15 protein-coding genes are annotated in these 17,376 nt (G+C 59.4%); 8 read left to right on the forward strand and 7 right to left on the reverse strand.

The features are described from left to right. Positions 1-80: 80 nt before the first annotated feature. On the reverse strand, positions 81-2,954 hold the full coding sequence (locus tag ELQ88_RS02370) for an EAL domain-containing protein (protein ID WP_138963435.1): 2,874 nt from the start codon (positions 2,952-2,954) through the stop codon (positions 81-83). Between the two features lie 258 nt (positions 2,955-3,212). Here ELQ88_RS02370 and uvrD point away from each other — a divergent pair, with 258 nt between their 5' ends. The 3 genes from uvrD to ELQ88_RS02390 all read left to right on the forward strand — a co-directional run bounded on the left by uvrD (position 3,213) and on the right by ELQ88_RS02390 (position 7,111). After that, positions 3,213-5,396, forward strand: a complete 2,184-nt coding sequence (uvrD, locus tag ELQ88_RS02375; RefSeq protein ID WP_128874544.1) for a DNA helicase II — start codon at positions 3,213-3,215, stop codon at positions 5,394-5,396. Between the two features lie 298 nt (positions 5,397-5,694). Then, positions 5,695-6,567, forward strand: coding sequence for a Tim44 domain-containing protein (locus ELQ88_RS02385; protein ID WP_138963437.1), 873 nt, complete (start codon positions 5,695-5,697; stop codon positions 6,565-6,567). Between the two features lie 136 nt (positions 6,568-6,703). Further along, positions 6,704-7,111, forward strand: coding sequence for an SMI1/KNR4 family protein (locus ELQ88_RS02390; RefSeq protein WP_128874547.1), 408 nt, complete (start codon positions 6,704-6,706; stop codon positions 7,109-7,111). 23 nt (positions 7,112-7,134) lie between these two features. Here the strand turns inward: ELQ88_RS02390 and ELQ88_RS02395 are convergent, their stop codons facing one another. Next, on the reverse strand, positions 7,135-8,898 hold the full coding sequence (locus tag ELQ88_RS02395) for a cation:proton antiporter (protein ID WP_138963439.1): 1,764 nt from the start codon (positions 8,896-8,898) through the stop codon (positions 7,135-7,137). Positions 8,899-9,182: 284 nt separating this feature from the next. Between ELQ88_RS02395 and ELQ88_RS02400 the strand changes: the two genes are divergently transcribed. Next, a complete protein-coding gene (locus ELQ88_RS02400; protein ID WP_128874549.1) occupies positions 9,183-9,665 on the forward strand; it encodes an acyl-CoA thioesterase in 483 nt (160 codons plus the stop codon). Positions 9,666-9,821: 156 nt separating this feature from the next. Here the strand turns inward: ELQ88_RS02400 and pdxY are convergent, their stop codons facing one another. Further along, positions 9,822-10,694, reverse strand: coding sequence for a pyridoxal kinase PdxY (gene pdxY, locus ELQ88_RS02405; RefSeq protein WP_128874550.1), 873 nt, complete (start codon positions 10,692-10,694; stop codon positions 9,822-9,824). 117 nt (positions 10,695-10,811) lie between these two features. On the opposite strand from pdxY, the gene ELQ88_RS02410 reads away from it, so the two are divergent. Then, complete coding sequence (locus ELQ88_RS02410) at positions 10,812-11,225, forward strand: DUF3301 domain-containing protein (protein WP_128874551.1); 414 nt, start codon at positions 10,812-10,814, stop codon at positions 11,223-11,225. Positions 11,226-11,316: 91 nt separating this feature from the next. Here the strand turns inward: ELQ88_RS02410 and ELQ88_RS02415 are convergent, their stop codons facing one another. Further along, the gene (locus tag ELQ88_RS02415; protein ID WP_138963441.1) at positions 11,317-12,282 is read right to left on the reverse strand and encodes a CobW family GTP-binding protein; all 966 of its coding nucleotides are present in this window, start codon (positions 12,280-12,282) and stop codon (positions 11,317-11,319) included. Between the two features lie 26 nt (positions 12,283-12,308). On the opposite strand from ELQ88_RS02415, the gene ELQ88_RS02420 reads away from it, so the two are divergent. After that, on the forward strand, positions 12,309-12,665 hold the full coding sequence (locus ELQ88_RS02420) for an NADH:ubiquinone oxidoreductase (protein ID WP_138963443.1): 357 nt from the start codon (positions 12,309-12,311) through the stop codon (positions 12,663-12,665). Between the two features lie 18 nt (positions 12,666-12,683). Here the strand turns inward: ELQ88_RS02420 and ELQ88_RS02425 are convergent, their stop codons facing one another. Further along, positions 12,684-13,358, reverse strand: a complete 675-nt coding sequence (locus ELQ88_RS02425) for a DUF1826 domain-containing protein (protein ID WP_138963445.1) — start codon at positions 13,356-13,358, stop codon at positions 12,684-12,686. After that, positions 13,358-14,566: a zinc metallochaperone GTPase ZigA gene (gene zigA / locus ELQ88_RS02430; protein WP_138963447.1), complete on the reverse strand. Its 1,209-nt coding sequence runs from the start codon at positions 14,564-14,566 to the stop codon at positions 13,358-13,360. The genes ELQ88_RS02425 and zigA overlap by 1 nt, the downstream gene beginning before the upstream one ends. Before the next feature lie 112 nt (positions 14,567-14,678). Between zigA and folE2 the strand changes: the two genes are divergently transcribed. Beyond that, on the forward strand, positions 14,679-15,572 hold the full coding sequence (folE2, locus tag ELQ88_RS02435; protein WP_128874556.1) for a GTP cyclohydrolase FolE2: 894 nt from the start codon (positions 14,679-14,681) through the stop codon (positions 15,570-15,572). Positions 15,573-15,806: 234 nt separating this feature from the next. Then, complete coding sequence (locus ELQ88_RS02440; RefSeq protein WP_138963449.1) at positions 15,807-16,712, forward strand: His/Gly/Thr/Pro-type tRNA ligase C-terminal domain-containing protein; 906 nt, start codon at positions 15,807-15,809, stop codon at positions 16,710-16,712. 48 nt (positions 16,713-16,760) lie between these two features. Here ELQ88_RS02440 and ELQ88_RS02445 read toward each other — a convergent pair whose 3' ends face one another. Continuing rightward, entirely contained in the window at positions 16,761-17,282 is a 522-nt protein-coding gene (locus ELQ88_RS02445; RefSeq protein WP_128874558.1) for a DUF3617 domain-containing protein, read from the reverse strand. Between the last annotated feature and the right edge of the window lie 94 nt (positions 17,283-17,376).

The following is a 17,376-nucleotide window of genomic DNA, read 5'->3' on the forward strand; positions in this document are numbered from 1 at the left end:
TACTACAAGAATCGTCTTTTTGCCTGCTCAATGCGTAACTCGATGCCCCCGTTTCACGCCTTGTGCGCTCCATGTAGCCCTTACAAGGGCTTCGCGTCCGCACGCAGCTGTTGCAACAGGCCGTCGGCCTCTACGGGCCGACTGATCAGATAGCCCTGTACCTCATCGCAGCGCTCAGCCTTCAAAAACTCAAGCTGCTCCGGCCGCTCCACCCCTTCAGCCACCACTTTCAACGACAGGCCATGGGCCATGGCAATGATTGCCCGGGTAATCGCCGCATCCACAGTGCCCTCCCCCAGGCCACGGATAAACGCCTGATCGATCTTCACGTAATCCACCGGGATGCGCTTGAGGTAGCTCAGGGACGAATAACCGGTACCAAAATCGTCAATCGCCAGTTTTACCCCAAGATTTCGCAGCTGCTGGAAGGTGGCGATAATGTGCTCGACGCTGTCCAGCAGATGACTTTCGGTGAGCTCCAGCTCCAGGTTGTGCGGCGCCAGGCCGGTTTCTTCCAGCACCTGACGCACCAGGCTGACCAGTTTGCCATGCCGCAGTTGATGCACCGACAGGTTGACCGACATGCGAATCGGCGCAAGCCCCTGACGTTGCCACTCGCAGGCTTGCCAGCAGGCCTGGCGCAACACGAATTCGCCAATGGGGCCAATCAGGCCCGTTTCCTCGGCAAGCCCAATGAAATCCCCTGGCGGGATGCTACCCATGGTTGGGTGATCCCAGCGCACCAGCGCCTCGGCAGCGTTCAACCGGCCCGTGGCGAGGCACAGCTTGGGTTGGTAAAACACCTTCAATTGCTTTTCTTCGATAGCCTTGCGCAGCTGATTTTCCAGCTGCAGGCGTTCCAGCGTGCTGGCTTGCAGACTGTCGGTGTAGAACTGGAAATTGTTGCCGCCCAAGTGCTTGGCATGCTGCATGGCGATGTTCGACTGACTGACCAGCGCGGAAACTTCCCTGGCGTTGTCCGGCAGCAAACTGATGCCCATTGAAGCGCTCACCACCAATTCGTGGCCCTCGACGGTCATCGGCGTACGCAACTTGGACGACAAGCGCGTCGCTACTCGCGCCAGGCTCGAGAGGTTGCCGTAGGCATTGAACAACACGGCGAACTCGTCGCCGGACAAACGCGCGATGGTGTCCGCCTCGGGCAACGCGTTGACCAGGCGCCGGGCTATTTTTTGCAACAACTGATCGGCGATTTCATGGCCCAGGCTGTCGTTGAGCAGTTTGAAACGATCCAGGTTGATGTGCAGCAATGCCAGGCTGCGGTAGCCGCCTTGGCGCACTCGCTGGTGAGCTTCGCTCAGCCGCTCGCGAAATAGCGATCGGTTGGCCAGGCCGGTGAGCTCGTCGTAATGGGTCAGGTAGCGCATGCGCTCTTCAGATTGCCGTCGCGCCGATAAATCGGCGAAGAAGCCCACAATATGGCTTACGTTTCCCCGAGCATCGCGTACGGTGTTCAGTTGCAGCCATTGCGGATACAACTCGCCGTTCTTGCGGGTTTCCACCAGCTCGCCTTGCCAGGTCCCCTGTTGCTCCAGCGCCTGATGGATCGTCGCATAGTGCCGGCGGGCATCACGACTGCAGGGTAAGTCGACCACATTGCGCCCGAGCATGTCCTCGATGGCATAGCCGGTGACTCGACTGAACGCCTGGTTGACGGCGATCAGCGCGTAGTTCGGGTCGAAAATCACGATGCCTTCGCTGGCGGCCTCGAACACGGTCGCTGCCAGTTGCCGCTGCACTTCCAGGCTTTTACTCACACTGATGTCGCGGCGGGTGCCGACCATGCGGATGACCCGGCCGTTGTCACTGCGCTCAACCGCTCGACCACGGTCTTCGATCCACACCCAATGGCCATCGACATGGCGCACGCGGTACTCAACCTGATAATCCTCGCTGCGGCCTTTCAAATGCTCGACCAGCGCGCGCTTGAGCGACGGCAAGTCATCGGGGTGCAGGCGCGGCTTGAGGTGGCGCAGCATCGCCGTGACAAACTCCGGCTCCAGGCCGAACAGCTCCTGGAGATGGGTGTGGTGGACTTCATCGGTTTTCAGGTTCCAGTCCCACAACCCCAGCTCACTGGCCTTCAACGCCAGCGCCAGTCGCGCTTCACTTTTGCTCAAGGCCTGATTGGCGGAGTCCAGCTCCAGGCTGCGCTGGGCGATGCGGCCTTCCAGCCCGGTTTGAATCGCACGCAATTCGTCTTCGGCTCGACGGCGCTGGTCGATTTCCTTGGCGAGCTTGTGATTGAGCCGGTCGCTGCCGCTTCGAGCCTGCTGCAAGTGCTCGATCAGTGCCTGATTCTGGAAGCGCCGCAACAGTCCGCTATCGATCAGCCGATTGACCTGCCAGGCGACCACGCTCAACGCGCCCAGCAGAATCAGGCCGAACCAGCCCCAACCCTGTCCCTGCTCATCGCCGCCCCAGAACAGATAGCCGATGGCCGGCAACAGGCAGGGCAAGGTAAAGGACAGGAAGGCAGGCAGGTTGACCGCGTAGGCAACGCTGGCCGAGAGCGCAGCCGCTCCGATCAGACCGAATACCCAGGCTTGCTGGATGAAGTTGTCGCCAGGGACCAGCGCAATGCCGGCACCGGCCAGGGTCAGGCCGGTCAGGGCCGAACCCAGCAAAAACATGCGGCGCCAGATCGGATGGGCCTGGCGATTGGGAATCGCCGAGTCGAAGGCCGCGACCTGAATCACCCGCAATGCCACCAACGACAACAACCACACCAGCCAGACGCTGACCAGGAAGTAGCGCTGCGGACTCCAGAGCAACCAGGCGCAGACCAGGCCATTGATCAACATGAACAGCGTGGGCAGCAATGAGCCTTGATACAGCAGGCGCGTGCGTTCGACCGCCATTTCCATGGCGTACTGTTTGCGGATAACCCGAGGATCCACCGCGGGGCCCGACAGGTCGGAGCTGAGGGTCATAGGCAAAGTTCTTGTTCTTATAATAGTGAGCATGAGCCCGAAACGTGCACGGAGCATACACAAGCAACTGCCCGGGCCAAACAGCCCCAGGTCATAAAACAGCTAAAAATATCCGCTGCTTTCCCCGCCGTAAAAGCGTCCAGGCGAGTCCCGCCAACGCTTGCAGCCGCTGACCGACCGGTCGTCCTGCACATGACTTTCATCGCCTGAAGCAAAGCGGGGTTTGCCCGGGGTCGCGCCGCCCCCTAGAATGCCCTGATGCGCGATGATCTCTCCCTTCTGCTGAACTCCCTCAACGATGCCCAACGCCAGGCCGTAGCTGCCTCCGTGGGTCGTCAGTTGGTCCTGGCCGGTGCTGGTTCCGGTAAAACCCGAGTGCTGGTGCACCGTATCGCCTGGTTGATCCAGGTCGAAAACGCCTCGCCCCACTCGATCCTGTCGGTAACCTTCACCAACAAGGCCGCTGCCGAGATGCGTCATCGCATCGAACAGTTGATGGGTATCAACCCGGCCGGCATGTGGGTCGGCACCTTCCACGGCCTGGCGCACCGCTTGTTGCGGGCGCATTGGCAGGAAGCCGGCCTGAGCCAGACTTTCCAGATTCTCGACAGCGACGACCAGCAGCGACTGGTCAAGCGGGTGATCCGCGAGTTGGGCCTGGACGAGCAACGCTGGCCGGCCCGTCAGGCCCAGTGGTTCATCAACGGGCAGAAAGACGAAGGTCTGCGCCCGCAACACATCCAGGCCAGCGGCGATTTGTTCCTGGCCACCATGCGCAGCATTTATGAAGCCTATGAGGCCGCGTGCCTGCGCGCCGGCGTCATCGACTTCTCCGAATTGCTGCTGCGCGCCCTCGACCTGTGGCGCGATAACCCAGGCTTGCTCGCGCATTATCAAAAACGCTTCCGACACATTCTGGTGGACGAGTTCCAGGACACCAACGCCGTGCAGTACGCCTGGTTGCGTCTGCTGGCCAAGGGCGGCGACAGCCTGATGGTAGTCGGCGATGACGATCAGTCCATCTACGGCTGGCGCGGCGCGAAAATCGAGAACATTTATCAGTATTCCGACGATTTTCCCGATGCCGAGACCATTCGTCTTGAGCAGAACTACCGCTCTACCGCCGGGATCCTCAAGGCTGCCAACGCCCTGATCGCCAATAACACCGGGCGCATGGGCAAGGAGTTGTGGACCGACGGCGGTGAAGGCGAAGCGATCAATCTATATGCCGCGTTCAACGAGCATGATGAAGCGCGCTATGTGGTGGAAACCATCCAAAGTGCGCTGAAAACCGGCCTGTTGCGCAGTGATATCGCGATTCTGTACCGCTCCAACGCCCAATCGCGCGTTTTGGAAGAAGCCTTGTTGCGCGAGCGTATTCCGTACCGCATCTACGGCGGCCAGCGCTTTTTCGAGCGGGCTGAAATCAAGAATGCCATGGCCTACCTGCGCTTGCTGGAAGGCCGCGGCAACGATGCGGCGCTGGAGCGGGTGATCAACGTTCCGGCCCGTGGCATCGGCGAGAAAACTGTCGAAGCGATCCGCGACCATGCCCGTCACAGCGATGTGTCGATGTGGGAAGCCATGCGCCTGCTGGTCGCCAATAAAGGCCTGACCGGGCGCGCCGCGGGCGCTCTCGGGGCATTTATCGAGCTGATCGAGAACCTCGCCGCCAAATGCATGGAAATGCCCCTGCACCTGATGACCCAGACCGTCATCGAGCAGTCGGGGCTGATCGCCTACCACGAAGCGGAAAAAGGCGAGAAAGGCCAGGCCCGGGTAGAAAACCTTGAGGAACTGGTCAGCGCCGCGCGCAACTTCGAAAACGCGGAAGAAGATGAAGACCTGTCGCCATTGGCGGCGTTCCTCGGCCATGCGTCGCTGGAGGCCGGGGATACCCAGGCCGACGAGCACGAAGACAGCATTCAACTGATGACCCTGCACAGCGCCAAAGGCCTGGAATTTCCTTACGTATTTCTGGTGGGCATGGAAGAAGGCCTGTTCCCGCACAAGATGAGCCTGGAAGAACCCGGCCGTCTCGAGGAAGAGCGCCGCCTGGCCTATGTCGGCATCACCCGGGCAATGCAGAACCTGGTGATGACCTATGCCGAAACCCGACGCCTGTACGGCAGCGAGACCTACAACAAGGTGTCGCGTTTCGTACGGGAGATACCGAAAGGTCTGATCCAGGAAGTGCGCCTGTCCAACAGCGTCAGCCGTCCGTTCGGCGGCGGTCAGCAGCAGAGTTCCAGCAGTCTGTTTGGTGGCAGCGAGATCCCGGACACCGGGTTCAGTCTGGGCCAGACGGTACGCCATTCAGTGTTCGGCGACGGCGTGATCCTGAACTTCGAAGGCGCAGGGGCTCAGGCCCGGGTCCAGGTGAACTTCAGCGAAGGCAGCAAGTGGCTGATGCTTGGCTACGCCAAACTGGAAGCGATCTGACGCCCGCGCTCGGCTTTCTGCAGGAGCGAGCTTGCTCGCGAAGGTCGTCAACGGTGACGCGTTCATTCTGGGTGAATGCGTTGTCCTGACGTTTTTCGCGAGCAAGCTCGCTCCTACAGAATTCATTCCTACAGAACCAAATCACAAATCCTACAGACCAAAGTTAACAGGCCTTATTGACCTGACTGAAGCTGAACGAAACCTGTCAGGCAAAAGCCCGAAACAATCTGCCGCTAGCCAGTAACACTTCACCTGTGCAACATGGCGCGCGTGCCTTCCACAAATGGGAATTCCCTTTATGAAACGTTTTCTTAGCATCGCCATGGCGTTGTGCATCGGCCTGACGATGAGCCTCGACGCCAACGCCAAGCGCTTTGGTGGCGGCAAGAGTTCCGGCGCTGCGCCGACTCACCAGACCAGCCAAATGGCTCCTTCTTCTGCCGCAGGCGGTGCTGCCGCCACTGCGGGCGCCGCCGGTGCCGCTGGCGCTGCCGCCAAGGCTGGCGGTGCTTCGCGCTGGCTCGGCCCTCTGGCCGGCATCGCTGCCGGTGGCCTGCTAGCCTCCATGTTCATGGGTGGCGGCTTCGAAGGCATGCAGATCTTCGATATCCTGATCATGGCGGTCATCGCCTTCCTGGTCTTCCGTTTCATCGCCGCCCGTCGCCGCAAGCAGCAGGAGCACCTGGCTCCGGCTGGTGCGCCGATGCAGCGTGAAGCGTTCGAGCAGAAGCCAGCAGCCATGGGTTCGATCTTCGGCGGTTCGGCAGCCCCTGTAGCCGCTCGTCCGGTGATCAATGCCCCGGCCTGGTTCAATGAAAAGAGCTTCATTGAAGCCGCCCGCAACCATTTCCAGTCCCTGCAACAGCACTGGGACGCCAACGAAATGGACAAGATCTCCGAGTTCGTGACCCCGCAACTGCTCGAGTTCCTCAAGCGCGAACGGGCCGAGCTGGGCGAAGGTTTCCAGTCCACCTACATCGATAACCTCAACGTCCAGCTGGATGGCGTGGATGATCGCGCCGACAAGACCATCGCCACCCTGACCTTCAGCGGTGTGTCGAAGACTTCGCGATTCGACCAGGGCGAAGTGTTCAGCGAAAGCTGGAACATGGAACGTCCGCAGGGCGAGAACCAGCCTTGGCTGGTCGCAGGTATCCGCCAGAACGGCTGAACCGACTTGCGTTAAACCTGTCCCATAAAAAAACCCCGGCCCAGGCCGGGGTTTTCTATTTCGCGGTTGCATCTATAGCGAGCTACTGTATAAACCGCCCCAACTAAACCGCGCCATCAGCAAGAGGATCCCGGACGTGGAAGAAATCATCGAACAACTGCGTGAAGCCAACGAACCGGTACCGGTCCCCTTGGAGCTGCCCGACGAAGATCAACTGGTAGAAATCGAGGAACAACTGTTCATCGACATTCCGTTTGTCTTCAGAGAATTTTTGCTGACCGTCAGCGACGTGGTCTACGGCAGCCTGGAGCCGGTGACCGTCACCGACCCGCAATCCCACACCTACCTGCCGGACGTTGCCGCAAACGCCTGGGATGCCGGCATCGATCGCAGCATGATCCCGATCTGCCAGGACGGCGACAACTACTACCTGGTCGAAGAAGACGGCACCGTGGTGCTGTGGCTGGCCGATGAAGAGCTGATTGCCGAAGAAACCTGGGAATCGGTATGGCACTGGGCGCGGGACGTCTGGCTGGAAAGCTGAGCCGTCTGACGCGCCCCCGGTGGTCAATGCCCCGGCGAATCCTTGTGGTTGTCCAGGGTTTCCAGCAAGGCCACCTGCATGCGCGTATGCACGCGGATGAACCAGCGCCAGAGTAGCGCCGCCACGGCGGCCGCGACGACGACGATCAGTACCAGCAACTTGTTGGTCGGCAGAATACTGGCCGACAAGGCTGCCAACAGCAGGAAGATCACCAGCAGCGAGAGAATCGGGATCACTTCGGAGATCACCCGTCGCACTCGCTGTGTGTGGCGTCCGGCCATTTCCGGCTTCACCCCCATCTCCGCCAGTAGCATCGACAGCGCCTTGAGCTTGCGATAGGCGGCGATCAGAAACGGCAGCGACAGCAGCAGCGCCCCACCCCAGATCAACGCTTTCTGCCAGCTCGGGTCACTGATCCAGTCTTGCAGGTAAGCGGAAATGCGCTCGGCGAAGTACGCGCCCGCGAAGAAAATCGCAATCACCAGCGCCAGATTGACCCCCACCTGCAACAGGATCCGCCGAATCATCGACGCCAGCAGCGCGCCCTCGCCCTGAGGCTGAATGCTGCGCAACCATTCGCCGTACATGCCCAACACCCGACTCAGGCGTTGCGGCATCACCGCCGCCAGCTTGATTGACAGTGGGTCAGCCGCGCGAATCAAGTACGGCGTCATCAGCGTAGTGAGCACCGACACTGCCACGGCCACCGGATAGAGGAAGTTACTGGTGACCTGCAAAGTCATGCCCAGCGAGGCGATGATGAAGGAAAATTCGCCAATCTGTGAAAGCCCCATCCCGACCCGCAGTGAGGTGCGTCCGTCGTTGCCGGCGATAAAAGCGCCGAGGCCGCAGGACACCATCTTGCCCAGTACCACGGCAACGGTGATGACCGCGATGGGCCAGGCGTATTGCAGCAGGATCATCGGATCCAGCATCAAGCCGATCGCGACAAAGAAGATGGCGCTGAACAGGTCGCGTACCGGCTCGATCAAGCGTTCGATCTTCAGCAATTGCCGGGACTCAGCCATGATCGCGCCGATCAGGAATGCCCCGAGCACCATGCTGTATTCGAGTTTGACCACCAGCAGGCAGAAGCCGAAGCACAGCCCAAGCACGGTGATCAGCAGCATCTCGTTGCTGTCGAATTTCGCCACATAGGCCAGCAATCGCGGGATCAGAAGAATGCCGATGACCAGCGCGACGATCATGAACAGCGAGAGCTTGCCGACCGTGGAAAAGACTTCACCGGAGCTGACCGTGCCGCTGACGGCGATGCTCGACAACAAGGCAATGATGCCGATACCGAGGATATCTTCGACGATCAATACGCCGAAGATCAGCTGGGCGAAGCGCTCGTTCTTCATCTTCAGGTCATTCAGGGCCTTGACGATGATGGTGGTCGAGGAAATCGCCAGGATCGCGCCGAGGAACAGCGAGTCCATGGTGCTCCAGTCGAACCAGCGGCCAATCTCGTAGCCGATCCAGATCATCAGCACGATTTCCAGGAATGCCGCGATGAACGCCGTGGCGCCCACCTTGAACAGCTTGCGCAGGCTGAACTCCAGGCCCAGGCAGAACATCAGGAAAATCACCCCGAGTTCGGCGAGGGTCTTGATGGTTTCTTCGTCGTGGATCAGGCCGAACGGCGGCGTGTGCGGGCCGATGATGAAGCCGGCGACGATATACCCGAGGACCACAGGCTGTTTGAAGCGATGGAACAGCACCGTCACCACACCCGCGACCAACATGATCACTGCCAGGTCCTGAATAAAACTGATGGCATGCATGGTGTGGGCTCCTTGGTCGCGATTGCTCAAGCGCCACCCCCGGGACAGGCCTGACTGAGCAGAGTAAAAATCCGGTTTACAGGTAGGAATTGCCCTTGGGGCAGGCATTTGAAGGGTAACACCGCGACTTCCGGCAGAAAGGCGGTGCAATATATGGAAACAGATCGTTGGAGCGTGACGGCGATCATCCGCCCGGCGTCCCGATAACTGTGGTTTGAAAAAACCGACCACGCACCCGCAGAGGTGCGCCCTTCCGAAAACCTGCCTTGACCCGTGAGAACGCTATGGAACCCGGAAACGCCCAGCTGTCGATGACGGTATTGATGACCCCCGACATGGCCAATTTTTCTGGCAATGTTCACGGCGGTACCCTGCTCAAGTACCTCGACGAAGTGGCCTACGCCTGCGCCAGCCGATATGCCGGCCGCTATGTGGTGACTTTGTCGGTGGATCAGGTGATTTTTCGCGAGCCGATACATGTCGGCGAACTGGTGACCTTCCTGGCCTCGGTCAATTACACCGGCAACACCTCGATGGAGGTGGGCATCAAGGTGGTGACCGAGAACATCCGCGAGCGCTCTGTGCGCCACACCAATAGCTGCTTCTTCACCATGGTCGCGGTGGATGACCAGCGCAAACCGGCGGCAGTCCCGCCGCTGCAACCACAGAATAGCGAAGACAAGCGTCGTTTCATGCAGGCCCAGCAGCGTCGGCAGATTCGGCAGGAACTGGAAAAGCGTTATCAGGAAATCAAGGACGACGCCTGAAGCCTGTTATCGGCTTCAGATAGCTTTTGCGAGCAAGTCGAATCGTCGCTCCCACAGGGGATCTCCATCGTTCACATATCTCGTGCCCGCTGAAGATCAATGTGGGAGCGACGGTGCGACGATTCGACCTGCTCGCGAATGGGTTCAACGCCAAATTCAGAGACTGATCGCCATCGCCTCGAACCGCACCCGCGGATGAGCAATGCGGTCTTGCGCTCGCACCAGTTCCAGCTCATAGCTGGCACAGGCCTGGGTTTCCAGCAGCACTTCATGCACGGCCGACGCCGCGAACTCAAACGCCGCCACCAGGCTGTCGCCCAACAGGACGCGCGCCAGGAACAGACCGGAGGTCAGGTCGCCAACACCCACGGGCTGACGGGGAAATGCCAACATGGGACGACGCAGGTGCCAGCTGCCCTCTCCGGTCACCAGAAGCATCTCGAAAACGTCTGCCGGCTTGCCGGGATAGGCCAGATGCTTGACCAATACCGCTTTCGGACCACGCGCCAGCAGTGCTCGCGCCATGGCCAGGCAATCGAACAGGGACTGCGGCCTGCGCCCGGAGAAACTGTCCAGTTCCAGTTGGTTCGGGCACATGAAATCCGCCACGGCGGCCGCTTCTTCCAGCAGGAAATCGCTTACCTCCGCCGGCACACTGCACCCCTTCTCCGGGTGGCCCATCACCGGATCGCACAGATACAGCGCCTTGGGATTGATCGATTTGATCCGCGCCACCCCCGTCAGAATGGCCCGGCCCTGGGCCGCACTGCCCAGGTAACCGGACAACACGGCATCGCAGTTGCCTAGTTCGCCAATCGCTGCGATCCCTTCCACCAACTCGGGAATCTGATGCGGTGCCAGCACGTCACCGGTCCACTGGCCATATTGGGTGTGGTTGGAGAACTGCACGGTATTGAGCGGCCAGACATTCACCCCGACCCGCTGCATCGGGAAAACAGCGGCGCTGTTGCCAGCGTGGCCGAACACCACGTGGGACTGGATGGCGAGCAGATGGGGCGTACGTTTCATTCGGCGAGTTCCGTAAAACATTGGAAATTCAAGCCGCGCAGTATGCGACGAAACACAGCCTGTACGACAGACCGGCGACGCAGTTAAGCTGACACTATCTTGTTGGAGCAACCTTTCATGCTGACCCTCGGAAATATCTTTGTGCTGATGCTGCTCGCCACTGGCGGCGCGTGGCTATGGCACAACCATGGCATGCGCGAGCGGGCGCTGGAGCGGGTCATGCAGCATTGCAGCAAGCTCGGAATCGAGTTGCTGGACGGCAACGTGGCGTTGAAAAAAATCGCCTTCATCAAAGACGCCAACGGTCGGCGGCGTCTGGCCCGCGTGTATAACTTCGAATTCACCGTGACCGGCGAAACCCGACACAACGGCACGATCACTCAATTCGGGGCCCACAGCGCACAGATCGAACTGGCGCCCTACCCCATGCCATTCGACGATACGCCTGCGGTGGCCGAGGTGGTGAAGCCTCGTGCCGAGGTCATCGAGTTGAGCCAATGGCGACAGGAACACACCAAGTGGCGCCCATAAATCAACGTTCCCAGGCTCCTGATTTTTGAAATGCATTCCACCGTAGGAGCTGCCGCGGGCTGCGATCTTTTGCTCTTGGATTTTTTGATCTTCAACCCAATCGACATTCCGCCAAAGCCCTCTGCAACGAATCAACATCCTGCGGTTCACTGAAAATCAACTCGATCCGCGAATCCCGCCGCCACTCACTGGGCCGCCATTCCAGTACCGAATTATCCAGTGCATTCACCGATACCCAGCCGCCGACGCTGTGGATAACCAGCTTCGCCCGCCGCCAGGCAAGGCTTTCCAGCCATTGGCCAACCAGCGCCGCATCGAATGCCTGACTCGGATGCCAACGCCAGCCAATGCTCCAACCGCCCTCCTGATCCTGACTCAGGCAAATCGGTAATGCAGGGTCACTCCAGACCGCCGGCATCTGCGCCAGTCCCTGAGGCACCCTGAAGTTATCCACACCCGCCACAGCCTGGGTTGCAAACCCGGGTAATTCGCTCAACGGCAACACGGCCTGCTGCGTCCAGTACAGCCGACGTGCGGGCAGTAGCGCGGCGATACGCTGCCTGTCAGCGGCATCGAGATCTTCGGACTTGTTCAACAGCAGCAACCCTGCCCTGTTCAACGTCTCCTGTTGACTGGCAGGCAGCGGTTTGCCGACAGCAAGCGCCTGGGCATCCAGTACCAGTACACAAGGCTGAACCGCCAGCACCCCTTGCCACGGCGCTTCACCCAACTGCCTGAGCAACTGCGCCGGATGACCCAGCCCCGATGGCTCGATGAACAATCGATCCGGCCGCGCCCTGCGCAGCAGGCGCCCGAGACCGATCTGAAACGGCGCACCATTCACGCAGCACAAACAGCCCCCCGCCACTTCGCCCAGTGCTATACCTTCGATGTCCCGGGTCAGCAGTGCAGCGTCGAGGCCGATCTGGCCGAACTCGTTGATCAACACCGCCCAACGCTCGTTCGCCGGGCGTTGCGCCAGCAAGTGCTTGATCAGGCTGGTCTTGCCGGCGCCCAATGGGCCGGCGATGACGTGGGTCGGAATGTTCTGCAACATGGTCGGTATTTTCTAGGAGGTAATGAATGCGGTTGATGGGATTGTCATTGCTGTTGGCACTCGTTTCAGGCGAAGTGTTGGCACAAGCATGTGTGGTACATAGTACGGCTGAACGGCTCGACGTCAGAGTCTGTCAGCAGAACCGCACCATCCCGGAGAAACTGTTCGCCGACGGATTCTGCCAACCCAACCTGCCCGGGCAAACAGTCGAGGTGCAGTACGTCGACCAATGCCCAACCGGCGCCTTCGGCGTCTGCAGCAACGCCCAAGTAGCCAATATGCCTTACCGCCAGGACATTCACTATTACGGCGTGGCCACCGATGCGGCGTATCTGCAGCCGTTTTGCGAAGCCCAGAGCCAGGGAACCTGGCTCAAGCCGTAAGCCGTAAACCGTAATTCGCTAGCTCAGCCAGTCGAGGGTGAGGATCAAGCGGCGCTCACCCGGCGCGGGTAATGGAGAGCGATGGATCAGGCCGAAGCCTTCGTTGCCATGCCACTTCTCGCCCTTGAGCAGCGCCACGTCGCCGCTGTCGATCTGCTGGACCTGCAAGTCGACACCAGGCTCGGCTTCAGGCTGGCCCAGTTTGCGGCGATCCATCACCCCTTCGCGCAGCCACTGGCTGCCGATACCAGCATAGGTGGTGATCAGGCGCACCGGCACATGATCAACGTGGAAACGTGGGCACATGGCCTTGTCCAGGGCCCTGAGGCGCAGACCAATACGTTTGGCGCCCAACAGGCAGGCAAAGGCGCGGGCCAGCCACGAAACGTCGGCAATGAAGCCTTCGTAGCCTTCAAGATCGCGAAAGCTCGAAGCCAATCCTTGAAGGCCGGGTTGTGCGTCATCGTCAACCAGTTCAAACGAAAGCGCTTGCGCCAGCGGTTCGTTCAGGGACAACAGCAGGCGACCGAAATCAGCGATATGCGCCGGGAGCTGGCGATTCCAGACGGCGAGGTTTACATCGTCTTCAAGGATTCTGATCAAGGCCTCCGGGGTGGCACCCTGATGTTGATGCCGGGTTCGGCAGGACGCTTTCGCGAGCAGGCTCGCTCCCACGGGTTTCAGCGCCTCCATCACGCAGCTTCCTTCTCATGCCAGGGGCCGAACGGATCGGCCAGCAACCTCCAACCCTCGACACCCAACGCCATTTCATCATCAGTCAGCAAGCAGTCATCAAGTTCCGCGGCGAGTAGCGCGAAGTCGATGTTCTGGCCGATGAACACCAGTTCCTGCCGGCAATCGCCAGCGTCGTCTGTCCAGTTTTGCATAATCGCCGCCGTGCTTTCCGTGTCTTGCGGCCACTGGGTTTTCGGCACGAAATGCCACCAGCGCCCGGCGAAACCGTGGCGCATCAACCCACCGGCCTGAGACCAGCTACCGGCATCCATGTGCTTGCTGGCCAGCCAAAAGAAACCCTTGGAGCGCAGCAGTTTGCCGTTCACCCACGGCCGGTCGATGAAACTGAAGAAACGCTGTGGATGAAAGGGCCTGCGCGCTCGATAGACGCTGGAAGCGATGCCGTACTCCTGGGTCTCTGGCACATGTTCGCCGCGCAGTTCCTGCAACCAGCCAGGCGCCTGGGCGGCCTTTTCGAAGTCGAAGCGACCGGTGTTGAGTATCTTCTCCAAGGGGATTTCACCCATCACCATCGGGATGATTTGCGCCTGGGCATTGAGCCGCTCAAGGATCGCGATCAACTCCTGACGCTCGCGACTGCTGATCAGGTCGATCTTGCTGATCAGGATCACGTCGGCGAACTCGATCTGCTCGATCAACAGATCAGTGATCGAGCGTTCGTCCTCATCGCCCAATGTCTCACCACGGGAAGCGAGGCTTTCGGCAGCCTGGTAGTCGAGCAGGAAATTCATGCCATCGACCACCGTGACCATGGTGTCGAGCCGGGCGATGTCAGCCAGGCTCTGCCCGTCTTCGTCACGAAACGTGAAGGTCTCCGCCACCGGCAATGGCTCGGAAATACCGGTGGATTCGATCAGCAAGTAATCAAACCGCCCCTCCTTGGCGAGTTTGCTGACCTCCTCAAGCAAGTCCTCACGCAGGGTGCAGCAGATGCAGCCGTTGCTCATTTCCACGAGTTTCTCTTCAGCGCGATTGAGGCTGACGTCGCGCTGGACTTCGCCGCCATCGATGTTGATTTCGCTCATGTCGTTGACGATCACGGCGACCCGCAGGTTGTCGCGGTTACGTAGCACGTAGTTGAGCAATGTACTTTTGCCGGCACCGAGAAAGCCGGACAGAACGGTGACAGGAAGACGGTTGGGCATCGGGGATTCCTCACAGGGCATACCCGATCAAATCGTCGGGCTTGAAAAAGGCGTGGTCGCATCTAATGTAATAACATAACATACAAGCTCGACTTCCACGATGGACCTGCTCATGAACGCGCTCACTCTGCCAGATATCGCCGCGCAGGCCTCACGCCAAGCCCTGCCCCTGGAGCGGGTGGGCATGTGTGGCATTGCTCTTCCTGTTTCATTCGAAGGCCAGCGCCTTGGCGCAAAGGTCGATGCCGGCGTCAGCCTCGATGATGGCGAGGCGCGTGGCATTCATATGTCACGGTTGTACCTTGCGCTCGAAATGCTTGAACAGGAAAACCTCACGCCTGGGTTGCTGAGGCAAGTCTTGCAGCGCTTTCTGAAGAGTCACGAAGGTCTCTCCACCAGCGCCTACCTGAAGATTCATACCGAGCTGCTGCTGAAAAGGTCAGCACTAGTCAGCCCATTGTCGGGCTGGAAAAGCTACCCGGTCAGCATCGAAGCACAATTGAAAAACGCGATGTTCCACGTGGAACTAAAAATCGACGTGACCTATTCCTCGACCTGCCCATGTTCGGCAGCGCTTGCCCGTCAACTGATTCAGCAGCAATTCGTTGATGACTTCGCCAACAAGGCACTGCAACACGCCGAGGTTTTGGCATGGCTTGGCTCTACCAAAGGTATCGTTGCGACACCCCATAGCCAACGCAGCTCTGCGAAATTGCGCATTCGTCTGGGCACGCATCTGGACGAACTGCCGCTGGTCGCGATCATCAATGAGGTAGAAGCTGCGCTCGGCACCGCCGTACAAACCGCAGTAAAGCGGGCCGACGAACAAGCCTTCGCTTTGGCCAACGGTCAGAACCTGATGTTCTGTGAAGATGCTGCCCGACGCTTGCACATGGCCCTGAAACGTACACCTGGCACCAACGCGTTTCACATCCAGGTCGTCCATGCCGAAAGCTTGCACGCCCATGACGCGGTGGCTGAAACCCGGTGGAACTGGGAGGCATGATCCGGAACACAACTAATTGATCTACCGCTAATCGCGAAATCTGCCTACGTCGATAAAACCTCTATATTTTTGGCACAGCGGTAATCAGCGAGCACGTACAGCCCGAACAACGACCTGGCCTGGTTGGAACAGTATATTGCCGGGCACGACCAACGTCTTAATGACAGCTACCCAGGTTTGCCTTTAGCGTTTATGCGCTAACGCATGTGATCGAAACCTTTCGAGACACTGACCATGATCCAGATCACTTTGACTGACGGTTCAATGCGTGAATACGACCAGCCGTTGTCTGTGTATGAGGTTGCTGCGAGCATTGGCGGTGGGTTGGCCAAAGCGGCTGTCGCAGGGCGGGTAGACGGTGTGCTGGTGGACTGTGCATTCATGATCGAAGTGGATGCCCGAGTCAGTATCGTCACACCGCAAGAGCCCGATGGCCTGGAGATCCTGCGCCGTTCCTGCGCGCTGATGCTGTCGGTGGCGGTCAAGCAGCTCTATCCGAGTGCCCAGTTGCAGACTGGATCGGCGCTGGGTGATGGCTTCTTTTATGAGTTTTTTTACGAGCGTCCCTTATCCCTGGTTGATCTTGCCAGCATCGAAGCGCGCATGAAGACGCTGGCGGCGACCAATCATTCGATCCGCCGTCGCGATCCGTCATTACCATCAACACCTGGCGAAACACCATCGCGGTACCTGCTGGGGAATGTCGAATGCGTGACGGTGGGACCGCATGTTCCTGCAACCAAGGTGTTGCAGGCGTTCGCCCTGGACCATATCAGCGGTACTTCGCCACAACGGATATATGGCACCTGCTGGTCGTGCCCACAGGAACTGGAACATTGGCGCACACCGCCGCATGTGATTGTCGTGAGCATGGATGATCGCCAATTGGATTATGCCCAGTCAGTGACCGAAGCATTGCGCCGAAGTGGCGTGCGTGCCAGCGCGGACCTGCGCAACGAGAAGGTACGCCACAAGATTCGCGAGCACAGTCAGCATGTGCCGTACCTGGTGGTGATCGGCGAGAAAGAAAAGCAAGGCGGGTTTGTCAGTGTGCGCAGCCGCACCGGGGAGGATTTCGGCAGGATGGCGGTCGAGGCGGTATGTAAATGGTTGCGATCAACAGGGCTTGGAAGAGCCTGAGCGGACTCCCACAAATCCCTGTGGGAGCGAACCTGCTCGCGAAACTTATCAGGCTCTGGGCTTGACCGTTCCGCAGTCCTGCCCCAGCCACACGGCGCGAGTGTCGAGACTGCCCTTTTGCTGAATCCCGGTGGCATTGAAAGTGCCATTGACCTTGGTGGTGAATTCACGATCACTGAGGAACGTGGCAACGCCTGCACCCTGCGCTTTCGGACAGCTGAAGCGGAATTTCCACTGGTTGCCCGTACGCTCGGTAATTTCCTGTTTGCAGCCCGATTGCGGATCCGTCAGCGGAATGTTGTCTGTCTTGACCTGCTCAGGCGTCAGGCAAGACCGTATCCCTTTGCCACCCATGGTAATGCCCTGCTTCTCCAGCTGTGCGCGCTGTGCAGGGGTCATCTGGCTCTGTATCTGCCCAAGGATCAACTGCAGATCTGGCAGGTCCTGATTATCGACTTTCATGTTGCTCGAGGTTAATTCCCACAAACCCGGCTGCAGCATCTGCGCCTGAGCGGCCACAGGAAGAGCCAAACCAAAAGCCACGGCCAAACTCAGCAGACGAACGTTCATCGAGTAACTCCTGATCAGTAGTGGCCGTTAGACGTCAGCCACGGGCTTCGGTTCATGGGCCAATTAATTAGCGACATTCTGCACGGAACATGGT

It is taken from the genome of Pseudomonas sp. MPC6, from assembly GCF_006094435.1.
In the GTDB taxonomy this organism is placed as follows: domain Bacteria; phylum Pseudomonadota; class Gammaproteobacteria; order Pseudomonadales; family Pseudomonadaceae; genus Aquipseudomonas.